This is a genomic window from Amycolatopsis sp. lyj-84 (assembly GCF_046549075.1).
Taxonomy (GTDB): domain Bacteria; phylum Actinomycetota; class Actinomycetes; order Mycobacteriales; family Pseudonocardiaceae; genus Amycolatopsis.
In genome coordinates this window covers 426,031-440,334 of the sequence record NZ_JAJPWO010000003.1, presented here as the reverse complement: position 1 = coordinate 440,334, position 14,304 = coordinate 426,031, and the positions used below count along the sequence as shown (strand labels likewise).

Here is a 14,304-nt window from a genome sequence, read left to right as displayed (position 1 = left end):
CTCTCAGGACAGAGGGCCGCCGGTGATCGTGAAGGCGATGAAAAGGATCAAGACAGAAAGCGCGCCATAAGTCAGGACGTCGACCGGCTTGCCCCGGATCGCCAGCAGCCCGGCCTTCGCGTTCGGCAGGACCGCCCTCAGCAGCCCCGCGAGCATCAGCGCCCCGCCGATCAGCGCGGCCCCCTGACGCCAGTGGTACTGCCCGATCCGCAGGGCGGCGACGGCCACCACCAGCATCACCAGCAGGAACGGCAGGTGATGGAGCAGTGCCCCACGGTCACGCCGCTGTCCGGCCAACGTCATCAGTCCTCGTCCTTCACGGCCTCGCGGGCAAATCGGGTCACGCCGTCAGTATCCCGGGTGAGTCATCCGGCAGCAGGTCAGGGCGTCTTCCACATTGTCAAGAGCGGCAAAACCCACATGCGGGGTGCACACGAGCGCGGATACGGTCAAAATGTGACCGTGGCACAACCGACGACTCAGCTGAACGCGACCGAGCAGGACACCCTGGTCAAGCAGATCGGCCTCGCCCTGCTGCGGGCCGCGCCTCGTGATTGGCGGAAGGTGACCGCCGAGTACCGAGCCGTCGGCAGGTACCACGAGATGACCGGCGAGATCATCACCGAGGACGGCACCGCGCACGAGTGGGTCGCGACCCACGACATCGCGACGCTGTTCGGCAGGCTGCGTGCCGGGATGTACCGCGACGGCCGCGGCACCTGGTTCAACGCCCGGTACCAGCTCGATCACCCGTCCAGCTACAACCTCGAGTACAACCGCGACGAGCCCCAGTGGCGCCTCGCGCCGCCTCCGCAGGCACTCTCCGACGAACTGCGCATGTTCCCCCGCTCCGAGGAGAACGTGCCCGAATGGCTGATCCGGCGCATGTCCGGCCTCAGCCCCGAGCAGCCCGGACCGCATTTCCGCATCGCCCGCATCTTCGACACCATCGGCCCGGCCGGGCGTCCGGTGATCAACCGGCCCGACCTGGAGATCGAGGAGCAGGACAGGCTGCTCGAATACCTCGACCACGCGCCGCTGGTGGTCACCGAGCGCGGCTACGACATCGACAGGCTCGCGCAGACCCCCGAGGCCACCGTCCCGGTCGCCTTCCACAGCGACGGACAGTGGATCTGGCCCGCCGCCGTCAACTTCTACCTGCGCGAGTACGGCGTTTCGCCGGAACTCGACCTGATCGACCACGTCCGGCAGAACGGCTTCACGCTGCCGGAGGTCGACGACCCGACACTGCAGGCCGCCGCGGGGTACCTCACCCGGGGGAATCCGCCCCCGCAACAGCGCCCCAACGGCCCGGGTGGCCCCAACGGCGGCCCGGGTGGGCCCGGGGGCCCGCCTCCGCAGGGCCCGCCCCAGAACGGCCTCTCGCAGAACGGCCCAGGACCGAACGGGCCCGTGCCGCCGCAGCAGGCCGCGGTCAACCAGGGCGGTCCCGGTCAGCCGGGGCCCAACGGTCCCGCAGGTCCCGGCCCGAACCAGGCCGCTCAGCCGCCCGTCCCGCCGCCGCACCAGCCGGGCCCGGACCCCGCGGTGGTGGCGGCCGCGGCAGCGGCACCGGTCGCCGCCGCGGCGGCCGTTCCCGCGGCCGAGGCGAGCGTTCCGGACCAGGCCGAGCAGGCCCAGCGGTACGAAGAGGACTACGACACCCAGGACTACCAGGCGCAGGACTTCCACGAAGCCGCTGCCGAGCAGCAGTACGAAGCCGGCTACGAAGACCAGTACGCGCACGAAGAGGCGCCGTTCCGCGAGTCCGAACAGGACGCGTACACCGACGAGGCCCGGCAGGACGACGCGCCGCATCAGCACGCGGAGCCCGAGCCGGAGCCTCAGGTCGCCGACCCGGAGGCCACCACGTACGCGCGGGCCCCGCAGGTCGACGCCTACGAGCAGCCTCGCGAGGAAGCTCAGGACGCGTACCCCCCGCAGGAGGAGAACCAGCCGTACACGCCCCCCGAGCTGGAGGCGACCACCGGCTACACGCCGGTCGAGCAGGCCGACGCCGGTCCTGAGCTGCCCCTCCTGACGCACGACGCGGAGCCCGACGTTCCTCCGCTCTCGGACTCCGAGGTCACGCAGGTCGACGGCCCACAGCAGGAGCGGGGGACCTTTGCTACCGCCCCCGTGTCCCGCCCGGAGCCCGAACCGCAGCGTGAAGAAGCCCCGCGCCGCGCCGCGCCGGAGCGGCCTCGCCGCGACGAGCACCCGGTGCCGGTGCTGAACGAGCTGCAGTCGAAGTTCGACGACCTCGACGTACCCGAAGACGTCTACCGCATCGGCGGCCCCGCGGAGCACGGCTGGAGCGTCGAGCAGGTGGACGGCGGCGGCTGGCGGGTCGGCTGGTACGACGGGAAGCTGACCAACCCGGCGGTGTTCGGCGACGCCGAGGATGCGGCCGCGTTCATGCTCGGCAAGGTCCTGCTGAACCCGAACGGTGCTCCGCCCGCCGACGAGCCGCACTTCGACGAGCCTGCCGCTGTCGAGGAGCAGCCGGTCGAGGAGCCGCCTCCGGCTCCGGCTCCGGCCCGGCCCGTGCTGACGACGCTCTCCCCCGAGATCGCGACCGGTTCGCATCCGGTGCCGCCGCGGGAGTCGATCCCGGCACAGGAGCAGACGGCGTTCACGACGGCAGAGGAGCTGCTCGGGGACGATCTGGACGACGAGCCCGCCCCCGCACCGGTCCCGCCCGCGCCTCCGGTGCGGCCGCCGAACCCGGCGCTGGCGAGCCCGCCGCCCGCCCCGCCCCGGCGCGAACCGCCGGTGACGCCGCCTCCGCCGCCGCCGATGCGGCGCGAGGAGCCGGCCCGCCCGCAGGTCTCGGCGGCCGGACCTCCCGACGCCAAGCAGAACTGGCCGATCTCGCCGCTCAACGGTGAGCCGCCGCTGACGCTGTTCCGCGGCAAGGAACTGCGTGAGCTGCCCGCGGGCAGCGAGCTGGACCGCTTCGGTGGCCCGAACGGCAACCTGACCTATGCGGCCGGGACACCGTTCGAGGAGCGCTCGCTCGTGCCGGAGTGGGTGAACCGGCCGTACCACGTCTACCGCGTGCAGCGCCCGCTCGAAGCGCTGGCCGGTGTCGCGATCCCGTGGTTCAACCAGCCCGGTGGCGGGTCGGCGTACCTGCTGCCGGCGTCGATCGAGGAACTGCTCGCCGAGGGCGACCTCATCGAGCTGGACCCGGGCGAACCGCCGATCGACTAGTCACCTCGCGTGCTATGAAAGGCCCGTTACTTGCAAATTTTGCAAGTAACGGGCCTTTCCTGGCGTTCAAGGGGTCAGTGGATGACGAGGCCGTGTGCGGCGGCGTAGGCCACCGCGGTCTCGGTGTCGACGTGGACGCCCGCGAGATTCGCCTGCACCAGGCCGTTGGCGTCGATCCGCGCTCCGCGCAGGTCGGCACCTTCGAGTTTCGCTCCGGCCAGCCGGGCACCGGTGAGGTCGGCGCCGCGCAGATCGGCGCCGGTGAGGTCCGCTTCGGTCAGGTTGGCCTCGCGCAGCCGCAGCCCGGAGAGATCCACTTTGGACAGTCGGTTGCGACTCAGCGAGACCAGCGAGAGATCGCATTCGGTGAACGCGACCTTCTGAAATCGGCAGTCCACAAAGGACGATCCGAGCATCGAACAGGAGCTCCACCGGGTACCGGCGAGCACACTGCGGTCGAAGGTGCAGGACCGGAACGCCGACGCCTCGTGGCGCGAGCCCTCGAAGTCGACCTTGGTGAAGTCGCATTGGTCGAAGGTGCAGCCCTGGGTGCGCAGCCCGCGCAGGTCGGCCTCGGTGAAGTCACAGCCGACGAAACTGCGTTTTTCCCACCATTGCTGGGAAAGGACGGCTTCTCGGTAGTCTTCCGCGGTCTCGATCACCCGTTCAGGATCGCATACCCGCTTAAGCCCAGGTGATCCCGTCGAACAACGCGCGCAGCTTCGCCGCCCGCGCCCCCGACGACGTAGCGATCCAGCCGATGCGGCCGAGCAGATGGGCGCGGAAGTCCGGATGCGCGGCCCGGTTCTGCGCCTCCGGCCCGGTCCGGACGCAGTTGTGGAGCAGCGCGCGCAGGGCGTCGTAGTCGGCGCGCGTCGCGGCGGGCGCGCTGTTGACCACCAGCCCGCGACCCGTTGCCGCTGGTGTGCGCCCGCGATCGACGTCTTGTCGTCCCGCAGCCGGAAGCCCTCGTCGGTCACGATCCGCCGGACGCCGGGCAGCAACCGGTGCAACGGCAGGGAATCCCCGGAGAACGCCAGATCGTCGGCGTACCGCGTGTAGGCCGCGCCCAGTGACCGTGCGAGACCGTCCAGCCGCCGGTCCAGATGATGCGTGACCGCGTTCGCCACCGCGGGCGAGGACGGCGCGCCTTGCGGCAGATGCGTGGCCGCCAGGTTCCTCAGCAACCGCACCCGCGCGGGATCCCGCCGCCCCTCGGGCACGGCGGCGAGAACGTCGGGCGGGGCGGCCGTGGTGAGCACGCCCGCGAGGGCTTCCGCCACGGCGGGCGGGTACCCGGCGAGCGCGAGCAGGGCCGAGATCCGGCGCGCGGACACCGCCGGGAAGAACCCTTCGAGATCCATCCTGACCACGGTCTCCCGGCCGGCGTGCGGGGTGGCACACGACATCGCCGAACGTCCGCGCCGGAACCCGTGTGCGGCCTCGTGCACCGGCAGCGCCTCGACGACGTGCCGCAGGATCCGACGCTGCAGTTCGGCGAGCCGCGGCTTCGGCCGCTCGATGAGCCGCACCCCGCCCGAAGCGGTCGGGATCCACCGGTGGCCGTAGTGCCGGACCGGATCCGCCGCGCGCCGGTTCCAGCCCTTCGTGTCGGCGAACCACGAGAGTTCACCGGTCGTCAGGTCGAGCGCGGCGGCGCAGTCGTCGAAGGTCGCCCAGCGGGCCACCTGCCACCGCCAGACCGGCATCGGCCTGAGGAGCGACGCGGAGGTGACTTTTTCTCCTGTCATCCGCGCGGACCCGTACGCGAAGCATGCCGAGCTCGCGCGGGGCGCCGTGTCTCGCTGTCGTCGTGCTCCCCGGGGTTGCCCCGGAGTGGGTGGTGATCCACCGGCTCACCTCCGCGTCGCTGTCACCACCCTACCGACTTCAGCGGCTCGGAATGATCTTCGAACCCGAGACGTACCGCATGGCCTCGACGAACTTCGGGTCGTTCATGCGGCGTTCCATCTCGGGGAAGTCGAGGTCGACCAGCCGGGTCTGGATCCACCACAGGTTGCCGAACGGGTCACGGACCCGGCCGACGCGGTCGCCGAAGAAGAGCTCGGTCTGCTTCGTGACCTCTTCGGCGCCCGCCTCGACGGCCCGGCGCTGTGTCTCCACGCTGTCCTCGACGTAGAGCCGCAGGTACGCCGGGGTCTCGACCCAGTCGTCCTGCGCGTCGAACAGCATGACGACCGAGTCGCCGACGCGAACCTCGGCGTGCCCGATCTTGCCGCCCTCGACGTACACCGGTTCGCCCATCGGCTCGGCGTCGAAGACCCGCTTGAGAAAGTCGATCATGCCCGCGGTGTCGCGCGAGATGATCCACGGGGTGACCGAGTGGTAGCCGGCGGGGATCGGGTTGCTCATCAGGGTTCTCCTCAGTCGTCGTGGTGCGTTGAGAAGAACGCTAAAGGGCGTATAGGACAGATCTTGTCCTAATGAGATTTCAGCAGGAACGACGGCTTCGCGTCCCGCCACTCCGGCATGTCCAGGGAGTCGAGCGCCTCGACGATGCGCTTCTCCTCGTACCGGAAATGCGTCTCCATGATCGCCGTGAGGCCGTCGAGTTCCCGCTGGACGTGCAGGATCTCGGCCGGGCTCGACGCCGGGCCGACGCCGCCGACCAGTTCTTCGAGCCGCTCGATGATCCCGGACATGACGTCGTGGTCGTGTGCGAGCTCTTCGAGCGTCGGCCGCAACTCGGGGAATTTCTCCGCCAGCACAAGGAAAGCGCCGCCGTCCTCCCCGGTGTGATGCCTGGTCAGCGCCGAGCAGAAGGTGAGGCAATGCGCGCGGAGATCGCGCAGCCGCTCGGCACGCCCGTCCGCGACCGAGCCGAGGTCGTCGTGCAGCCTGGCCAGCTCTTTACGCAGCCAGTTGTGAACCTGAACGAGTTGATTTCCGAACGCCGTCAACCGGCCGTTCGATGAAGAAGGGGTTTCCATGATTTCCCATGGTCCGACGCCTCCGCGCCCACGACGGTCTCTTTGCCGGGTGCACTGCGACGTTGATCGAACTACAACATGGACACCGCCGGGCCGTCAAGTGAGGTCAGTGGAAGTCACGGGACTTGGCGGTGATCCGCAGCGGCAGGTGCCGGATCTGTTCGGCGAGGACGTTCACCACCTCCCCGGTGCGCTCGACCACACCCCGGATCAACAGCGCCGGACTGCCGCGCGCGACCCGGTGATAGCGCTGCCACACCCCCATCGTGCAGATGATGTTGATCATCCCCGTCTCGTCCTCGAGGTTCATGAAGGTGACGCCGCCCGCGGTCGCCGGCCGCTGGCGATGGGTCACCGCGCCACCGGTCAGCACCCGCGTGCCGTGCGGGACCTCGCGCAGGCCCGCCGCCGTGACGACGCCGAGTTCGTCGAGGCTCTCCCGGATGAACTGGGTCGGGAAGCTGTCCGGCGACACCCCGGTCGCCCAGACATCCGCGGCCGCGACGTCGATTTCGTCCATCCCCGGCAACATCGGTGCCTTGACCCCGGTGGCGAGACCGGGGAGTTTCTCCAGGCTTTCGTCGGCGACCGCGCCCGCCGCCCAGAGCGCGCTCCGCCTGCTCTCGCCGAAACAACCGAACGCGCCTGCCGTGGCCAGCGCCTCGACCTGAGGTTTGGTCAGCCGCACCCGCCGGGCGACCTCGGGCAGATCCGCGAACGGGCCGCCGCGCTCTCGCTCTTCGACGATCTCCTTCGCCAGGTTCTCGCCGATCATCCGCACGGTGGACAGGCCACCCCGCACGGCGAGCAGTTCTCCCCCTTCCGGCAAGGGTTCCAGCGTCGCGTGCGGGAGGCTCGCGTTGATGTCGGGGCCGAGCACCTTCACCCCGTGCCGCCGCGCGTCGGCGACCAGCGACTGCGGCGAGTAGAACCCCATCGGCTGCGCGCGCAGCAAACCGGCCAGGAACGCGTCCGGGTGGTAGTACTTGAAGTACGCGCTCGCGAACACCAGCAGGGCGAAACTCAGCGCGTGACTCTCCGGGAAACCGAAATTCGCGAACGCCTTGAGCTTGCCGAAGATCTTCTCCGCGAGCTCCTCACCGATGTCGTGCTTCGCCGCACCTTCGAGGAATCGGCGTTTGAGCCGTTCCATCTTCTGCTCGGAACGCTTCGCACCCATGGCGTGCCGTAACTGATCGGCCTCCGCCGGGGTGAAATCGGCGACGTCGAGGGCGATCTGCATCATCTGTTCCTGGAACAACGGGACGCCGAGGGTCTTCTTCAGCGCGTTCTCCAGTTTCGGATGGTCGAAATCCCATTTCTCCTGATCGTTCTTTCGCCGGATGTAGGGATGCACCGAACCGCCCTGGATCGGACCGGGCCGGATGAGCGCGACCTCGACCGCGAGGTCGTAGAACTTCTTGGGGCGCAAGCGAGGCAGGGTGGCCAGCTGCGCGCGGCTCTCCACTTGGAAAACGCCGATCGCGTCGGCACGGCAGAGCATTTCGTAGACGTTCTGATCCTTGAGATCCAATTCGGAGATGTCGACCTCTTCCCCTTTGTGGTCGTGAACCAGATCTATCATATAGTGCAGGACCGACAACATCCCGAGTCCGAGCAGATCGAATTTGACCAGTCCCGCGGCGGCGCAGTCGTCCTTCTCCCACTGCACGACACTGCGGTTCTCCATCCTGGCCCATTCGATCGGCACCACCTCGCTCACCGGCTGTTGGCAGATCACCATGCCGCCGGAATGAATGCCGAGATGCCGGGGGAAGTCTTCGAGCGCGCAAGCGAGTTCGACGACTTCGCCGGGAATGTCGTGATCGTGATCCTTCTCCGTCGACCGCAACGCACCCCAGCGGTCGATCTGCTTGCTCCACGCGTCCTGCTGGCCGGGTGAATACCCCAGTGCCCGCGCCGCGTCCCGGACCGCGGACCGCGCCCGATAGGTGATCACGTTCGCCACCTGCGCGGTGTTCAGCCGCCCGTACTTTTCGTAGACGTACTGGATCGCCTCTTCGCGGCGGTCGGATTCGATGTCGAGATCGATGTCCGGATAACCGTCGCGGTCGGGGGCGAGGAACCGTTCGAAGAGCAGTCCGTAGCGCACGGCGTCGACCTTGGTGATGCCGAGCGCGTAACAGACCGCGGAATTCGCGGCCGAACCCCGGCCCTGGCAGAGGATGTCGTTCTCCCGGCAGAACCGCACGATGTCCCAGACGATCAGGAAGTAGCCGGGGAAGCCCAGCTTTTCGATGATCTCCAGTTCGTGCGCGATCAGTTTCCGGGCTTTTCGGCGGTACTCGGCGGTCTTGTTCTTCTCGTGGTCCTTCGCGCCCTTGAGAGTGAGTTCCTTCAAGTAGGACGCTTCGGTGTACCCCGCCGGAACGTCGAACGGCGGCAGCTTCGGTTCGATGTGATGCAGTTCGAACGCGCATTCCCGGCCGAGCAGCGCCGCGCGCTGCACCGCGCCCGGATACCGCGCGAAGATCTCGGCCATCTCCTCCCCCGACCGCAGGAACGCCGTCCCCGCGGCGGGCAGCCAGCCCTCCATGTCCTCCAGGCCCCGTCGGGCGCGGATCGCGCTGAGCGCGTCGGCGAGCGGGGCCCGCTCCGGCCGCGCGTAATGCGCCGCCGTGGTCGCCACCGTCGGCAGCCCGAACTCCGCGGCCATCTCGCTCAGCAGGTCGTTGTGCGTGCTGTCCAAGGGGAGGCTGTGGTCGATGAGTTCGACGTAGACGTTCTCCCGGCCGAAGCAGTCGACGAGTTCCTTCAGTTTCTCCACCGCCGCGACGGGACCTCCGGCGACGAGGGCCTTGCGCACCGCGCCCTTGCGGCAGCCGGTGAGCACGACGCACTTCCCGCTGACCTCTTCGGCGACCGCGCGCAGGTCGTAGACCGGCCTGCCTTTCTCGGCTCTTTCCTTGGGCGACAAGGATTCCCTGTCGAAGCCGTACAGCTGTCCGGCGGTGATCGCGCGGTTCAGGCTCAGGTAGCCGTCCTGTTTCTTGGCCAGCAAGAGAAGGTGTTCGCCTTCGGGATCGGCGAACCCGTTCTGCGGTCCGGACAGGCCGAAGCTGAGCTCCGTGCCGAAGACGGTGTGCACGCCCAGTTCTCTCGCCGCTTCGGCGAAGCGCACCACGCCGTACATGCCGTCGTGATCGGTGAGGGCGATCGCGTCCAGGCCCAGCCGCGCGGCCTCCTCCACCAGTTCCTCGGGATGGCTCGCCCCGTCGAGGAAGCTGAAGTTCGAATGGCAGTGCAGTTCGGCGTACGGCACCCGGCGCGCGGTGGCCCCGTCGTCTTCGCCGATCTGCCCCGTCAAGTCGGGGGGACGCTCGTAGCCCTCCCGTTTGGCGCTCCAGGCGGGGCTGTCACCGCCGTCGCCGGGCTGGACCTCGCCCGCGAGTTCGCGGGCGAGATCCTTCCACGGCTTCGGAGGGTTGTTCCAGCCCATCGGTCACCGATTCTCGATCGAGCGTCTCGGCGGGGGGACGAACACTTCCGCTCGCGGGACGCACGCCGCCCAAGCCGTGTTTCGTTCGAGGCACTCTTTACCGCCGAGAGCGCTTTGACACTGCTCGGCACGCTGTACCGGGATGGCCGGTTCCTCCAGCCACCGCCGCACCAGCCGCGTGTACTCCTCGTCCATGGTCAGTCGTACTTCCCTTCCAGCGTCCACATCGGGTTTTCGTGGTGTTCGAAGCGGAGCAGCACCGCCTCCTCCGCGTCCGGCCCGTCGGCCAGCAGCACCTGCAACCGGATCCGGGTCCCCGACCGCGCATGGCCCGCCCCGGCCCGGACGCCGACCAGCCACGGCCCCGCCCAGGCGAGGACCTGGCGCGGCTCACCGCCCTCGAAGCTCACGAGGAACGGTGTGGCGGTGACCCGGCGCCGCGCGGTGATCTCCACGACGCTCCCGTGTTCGTCCAGTACCTGGGCGGGCACCGGCCGGGGGAACACCGTCGCCGGGGAGGGCGACGGGAGCCGTCCGGCCCAGTTCGCGTCCGCTTGCGCGGACCGCTCCCGTCTGTCGCCCCACGGCACCAGCCGGACACGCTCGGCGGGATCGCGGCCGCCGTCGAGCACCGCGGTGAAGACGCTCTCCGGGCCGAGCAACCCCTGCACCCGCACCAGGGCGCGGGCGGCGCGCTCGCCGGACAGGCCTTCGTCCTCTGTGGACGGACGCAGCGCGCCTGCCGCACCTGCCTGCCACAACCCGAGCTGCAGCGACCGGCCCTCGACGGTCTCCTCCGGCTCCAGCCGCAGCCGCACGACGCCGGATCGGGGCCGCGCCGAGGTGTCCCGGACCTTCAGCCAGCCTTCGAACTGCCAGCGCACCCTGTCCGCGACGCCGGACGGGGTCAGCGGTTCGGCGCAGCGCCACACTCTGCCCAGTTGTTCGCCGGTCTCGGTGGTGGCGTAGATGCCGAGGCGAGTGCAGGCCAGCCCGTGCGCGGCGAGCCCGGCATGGAAGCGCTCACCGAGCCCTTTCGCCACGAACGCGGCGGCGTCGACCCTGTCGATCGGCGGGTCGAACGCCTTCGCGAGCGAGAGTTCCGGTGGTGGACGGCGGCGCAGCGGTGGACGTTCGGACCGCCCTCGTGCCAGCCGGTGAGCGAGGACGCCCTCCGTCCCGAAACGCGCGGAGACGTCGCTTTCGCCGAGCGCCGCGAAAGCACCCAGCGTGCGAAGGCCCAACTGCCGGAGCAAGGTGACCAGCTCGGTTCGCCCCGCTTCGGGCTGATCGAGCTCGCGGATGGGCAACGGGGCGAGGAAAGCCGCCGTCTCGCCCGGCCCGACCAGTGTCGAGCGGCGGGCGGCGAGCGTCGCGGCGAACAGGCCGTCGGCGACGCCGACCTGAGATTCCACCCCCGCCGCCACGGACACCTCGTCGACCAGCCTTTCGAGGAGACCGTGCTCGCCGCCGAAGTAACCGGCCGCGCCGTCGACCGGGACGGCGACGATCCCCGGACGGACGACCTCGACGCCGACCGCCAGCTCCTCCACCGCCTGCGCGACGGACTCGAAGAGCCGGGCGTCACGACCGTCGTCCTCGCCGAAGACCGCCAGATCCGGGCAGGACGACTGGGCCTCGCGCCGCCGCATTCCGCGACGGACGCCGAATCCCCTGGCCACCGCCGTGCAGGCGACCACGCGGTTCGCCGAGAAGACCGCGGCCGGACGGCCGACGGGCTCGCCCGCGACGGCCGCGGCGGCGACCGCGGGCCAGTCCGGGCACCACAGCACCAGCATGCGTACAGGTGGGTTCACGCCGTCCCCCACCTCGCCGCGGTCGCGGTGGGGAAGTCGGCCTTCTCGACTTCGCCCTCGCCGGGGAACCGCAGCAGCGCCGACATCGGCCGGGCGGCCGCACCCCGGCCACCGGCCCGCACCTCGACCTCACGGGTCCGCAGGTAGCCCGAGCCGCCGCCGGTGAAGCCCGTCCAGCGCGCGCGACGGCAGCTCAGCTCGACCTCCGCACCGGGCCAGGAACCCAGCGAAAGCAGCACCGAACCACGGTTGCGCGCGCGGGCGGACAGCCGTCTCGCCACGTCGGGCCGGGCGAGCCCCGGACCGACGACCACGAGATCGAAGCCGTCGAGCAAGGCTGCGGTCACCGCCGGGAACTCGGCACCGGGACGGGGGACCAGCGCGAGCCTGCCCACCTCGACCCCGAGTTCCGCGGCGGCGACCACCCCGAGCGCGGGCAGGCCGACCGCGACCGCCCACGCACCGCCGGCGGTGGCGGCGGCGAGCAGGGTGAGCATCAATGACGTGGACCCCAGCACCGAAACGGTGCTCCCGCGCCGGAGCCCCGCGGCGGGCAGCAGACCGGACAACGCCGCGGACACCGGGAGCACCCTTCCCGTCGTCCTCGCGTGTTCGGCCGCGGAGGCCACGCCACTGGCCGTGCTCACTCCTGGCAAAGCCGCCAGCCTCGCCAACGGCAAGGCCCGTGCTTCGACCACCTCCGCTGTCACCGGACCTCGCCTCCCCACGACACCTGAACCGTCCTTTGTGGACGGTTTGAGGGTGCCACGGGGAAGGCGGCACATCGAACGCCTGTTCGATGTCTCCAGTACACCGGTCGGCGCAGCGGTTGTCAAGCGATGAGGGAACCGTCACCGGACCTGTCATCCTGGACGCCATGTCCTCGGAAGCCTTGCGCCGCGCGCTGTCCGACCCCGGCGAGCCACCGCTGCGTCCGCTGCCGGACGAGGTCGCCGCCCTGCTGGAGCGACTGGCCGCTCCCCCTCGGCTCGCCGCCCATCTGCGGGCGGTCCACGACGTGGCCCGCACGCTGGCCGACTGGCTGGAGAAGGAGTATCCGGCGGTGGACCTCGACCGCGAAGCGGCCCTTTTCGGCGCCGCCGTCCACGACATCGGCAAGACGGTTCACCCCGGGGAGCTGTCCGGTCCCGGCTCCGCACATGAGCAGGCGGGCCACGAACTCCTTCTGACCCAAGGAATCAGCGAAGGGCGGGCTCGATTCGCGCGAACGCACGCCGCCTGGGGCGAAGACGTCGGCGTCGAGGATCTGCTCGTCAGCATCGCGGACAAGATATGGAAGGCGAAGCGGGTCGAGGATCTCGAACAGCTGCTGGTCGACCGCCTGACCGTCGCGAGTGGACAGTCGCCGTGGGAGGTCTTCATGGCGCTGGACGACCTGCTCGACCGGATCGCGGCGGACGCCGACGGGAGGCTCGCCTTCCAGGCGCGCCACCCCGTCGACGGCTGATCGGTCAGGCCACGCGAGGCAGCGGGGCCGGGTGATGGCGCCGGAAAGCGGGCGCGGAAGTGCCCGGCTCGCCGTGCAGCCAGTCGTAGAGGAAGTGGAACTCCGGCCCGAACCGGCTCGCCTCGGCGTTCAACCGCTCCGGTGACGTGGACGGCCAGCGACCGGTCTCGACGCGATCCCGCAGCAAGCGCAACGCCGTCAGCTCCTCGGCCGCGGTGTGCTGACAGTGACCGCCCCGGTTCACGAAAACCTGCCGGATCCGGGCGGGATCGACGCGGTCGCCATAGGTCCGCTCGTGTTCGGGGGCGACGCCGTCACCGATCGGGTGCAGCGTGACGATCGGCTGGTGGCCGCGTCCCGTCGGCGTCCCGATGCGGTCGAGCAGCCGGGCGGCGGCGTGGTCGGCCTTGACGCGGGGCGCGGCGGCGAGCTTGGCCAGATCGGCGCCGAGGTCCAGGCTCGCGGCGCGGTAGGCCTGCTTCACGAGGTCACGTTCGCTCGACCGAGCGAGCAGGCCGCGGTAATCCACTCCGGTGTTCCCGGTCGGGTTGCCGCCGGCCTGCTTCTCCAGATCGGCGCGGTGATCACCCCAGGAAAGCTGGTCGTAGACCGCTTGGACGAACTTCGTCTGCTGGCGGATCTGCTCGGTGACGTCCGTGGAGCGGGGATGGTGCGCCGTCGACCAGCCGGGGACGTCGGCGAACGCGTTGGCGAGGGCGAGCCGCGCCCGTCCGCCGGGTGATTCCAGCGCTTTCGCGATCACCTGATGGGCTTTCGCGAGGTTCGCCCGCGGGTCGGCGATACGGACGATCTCGAGTTCGGGCGCCAGCAGCGTCCGGACCGCGAACCCGAGGTCCAGCGCCTGACCGAACAACGCGGAGCCACCGGCGACCGGACCGCACATCGCCAGCGCGCCGTCGATCCGGTGCGGGAGCCGCTCGGACAGCAGTACCGCGTTGAGCCCGCCACCGGAAGCTCCCCAGGTGAGTACCTGCGCCGGGCGTCCGACGTTGCGGTCGAACCAGGACAGCAACGCCGTCTGATCGTGAACGGCTTCCCGGGCGGAGAAGCCGTTCGGCTTGCTGTAGAGCGACGCGGCCAGCGCGTACCCCTCGCCGAGGAGGACGGGCTTGGCCTCCGGCCGGTTGGCGAGCTCGATCTCTTCGGGAACGTAGCCCGGCGGGTAGATCCCGTGGTTGTACAGCAGGAGCTTGCCGTTCCAGTTCGACGGCACCTCGACCCGGTACTGGGCGCCGTCGATCGCTCCGGTGTGGACACGGACGTCGTCCGCGGTGAGGGCTGGCGCGCCGGTGACGATCAGCGCGGCGGCCAGGATTCCTGTCAACGTCATGCCGGAAATGCTGGCAGCGCAAAGCTTCACGGGAATCCGTC

10 protein-coding genes and 1 pseudogene are annotated in these 14,304 nt (G+C 70.0%); 2 read left to right on the top strand and 9 right to left on the bottom strand.

The genetic code is table 11. The features are described from left to right. Window positions 1-3 precede the first annotated feature (3 nt). Entirely contained in the window at window positions 4-303 is a 300-nt protein-coding gene (locus tag ACLJRM_RS12240) for a DUF3017 domain-containing protein (RefSeq protein WP_101612270.1), read from the bottom strand. Window positions 304-456: 153 nt separating this feature from the next. On the opposite strand from ACLJRM_RS12240, the gene ACLJRM_RS12235 reads away from it, so the two are divergent. Further along, window positions 457-3,216 (top strand): glycohydrolase toxin TNT-related protein, encoded by a 2,760-nt coding sequence (locus tag ACLJRM_RS12235; RefSeq protein WP_410663038.1) that lies wholly within the window; start codon window positions 457-459, stop codon window positions 3,214-3,216. A gap of 74 nt (window positions 3,217-3,290) precedes the next feature. On the opposite strand, the gene ACLJRM_RS12230 is transcribed toward ACLJRM_RS12235, so the two are convergent. The 7 genes and pseudogenes from ACLJRM_RS12230 to ACLJRM_RS12200 all read right to left on the bottom strand — a co-directional run bounded on the left by ACLJRM_RS12230 (window position 3,291) and on the right by ACLJRM_RS12200 (window position 12,154). Beyond that, complete coding sequence (locus ACLJRM_RS12230; protein ID WP_101612269.1) at window positions 3,291-3,878, bottom strand: pentapeptide repeat-containing protein; 588 nt, start codon at window positions 3,876-3,878, stop codon at window positions 3,291-3,293. A 327-nt stretch (window positions 3,879-4,205) separates the two neighbouring features. After that, a pseudogene (locus ACLJRM_RS12225) lies at window positions 4,206-4,925 on the bottom strand (reverse transcriptase family protein); the annotation flags it as partial. Window positions 4,926-5,106: 181 nt separating this feature from the next. After that, on the bottom strand, window positions 5,107-5,589 hold the full coding sequence (locus tag ACLJRM_RS12220; protein ID WP_101612267.1) for a VOC family protein: 483 nt from the start codon (window positions 5,587-5,589) through the stop codon (window positions 5,107-5,109). A 68-nt stretch (window positions 5,590-5,657) separates the two neighbouring features. Next, window positions 5,658-6,167: a hemerythrin domain-containing protein gene (locus ACLJRM_RS12215; protein WP_101612266.1), complete on the bottom strand. Its 510-nt coding sequence runs from the start codon at window positions 6,165-6,167 to the stop codon at window positions 5,658-5,660. A 106-nt stretch (window positions 6,168-6,273) separates the two neighbouring features. Next, window positions 6,274-9,627 (bottom strand): error-prone DNA polymerase, encoded by a 3,354-nt coding sequence (locus ACLJRM_RS12210; RefSeq protein ID WP_410663037.1) that lies wholly within the window; start codon window positions 9,625-9,627, stop codon window positions 6,274-6,276. 197 nt (window positions 9,628-9,824) lie between these two features. Continuing rightward, window positions 9,825-11,426 carry a DNA polymerase Y family protein gene (locus ACLJRM_RS12205; RefSeq protein WP_410663182.1) on the bottom strand — a complete coding sequence of 534 codons (1,602 nt, stop codon included), beginning with the start codon at window positions 11,424-11,426 and terminating at the stop codon, window positions 9,825-9,827. Between the two features lie 14 nt (window positions 11,427-11,440). Then, a complete protein-coding gene (locus ACLJRM_RS12200; protein ID WP_410604507.1) occupies window positions 11,441-12,154 on the bottom strand; it encodes a hypothetical protein in 714 nt (237 codons plus the stop codon). A 167-nt stretch (window positions 12,155-12,321) separates the two neighbouring features. Here ACLJRM_RS12200 and ACLJRM_RS12195 point away from each other — a divergent pair, with 167 nt between their 5' ends. After that, on the top strand, window positions 12,322-12,912 hold the full coding sequence (locus tag ACLJRM_RS12195) for an HD domain-containing protein (protein ID WP_410663036.1): 591 nt from the start codon (window positions 12,322-12,324) through the stop codon (window positions 12,910-12,912). 4 nt (window positions 12,913-12,916) lie between these two features. Here the strand turns inward: ACLJRM_RS12195 and ACLJRM_RS12190 are convergent, their stop codons facing one another. Next, complete coding sequence (locus tag ACLJRM_RS12190; RefSeq protein WP_410663035.1) at window positions 12,917-14,263, bottom strand: hypothetical protein; 1,347 nt, start codon at window positions 14,261-14,263, stop codon at window positions 12,917-12,919. Window positions 14,264-14,304: the final 41 nt, after the last annotated feature.

Coding starts and splice junctions, on each gene's coding strand:
- ACLJRM_RS12240 (WP_101612270.1), bottom strand. CDS start 303: ATGACGTTGGCCGGACAGCGGCGTGACCGTGGGGCACTGCTCCATCAC.
- ACLJRM_RS12220 (WP_101612267.1), bottom strand. CDS start 5,589: ATGAGCAACCCGATCCCCGCCGGCTACCACTCGGTCACCCCGTGGATC.
- ACLJRM_RS12215 (WP_101612266.1), bottom strand. CDS start 6,167: ATGGAAACCCCTTCTTCATCGAACGGCCGGTTGACGGCGTTCGGAAAT.
- ACLJRM_RS12210 (WP_410663037.1), bottom strand. CDS start 9,627: ATGGGCTGGAACAACCCTCCGAAGCCGTGGAAGGATCTCGCCCGCGAA.
- ACLJRM_RS12205 (WP_410663182.1), bottom strand. CDS start 11,426: ATGCTGGTGCTGTGGTGCCCGGACTGGCCCGCGGTCGCCGCCGCGGCC.
- ACLJRM_RS12195 (WP_410663036.1), top strand. CDS start 12,322: ATGTCCTCGGAAGCCTTGCGCCGCGCGCTGTCCGACCCCGGCGAGCCA.
- ACLJRM_RS12190 (WP_410663035.1), bottom strand. CDS start 14,263: ATGACGTTGACAGGAATCCTGGCCGCCGCGCTGATCGTCACCGGCGCG.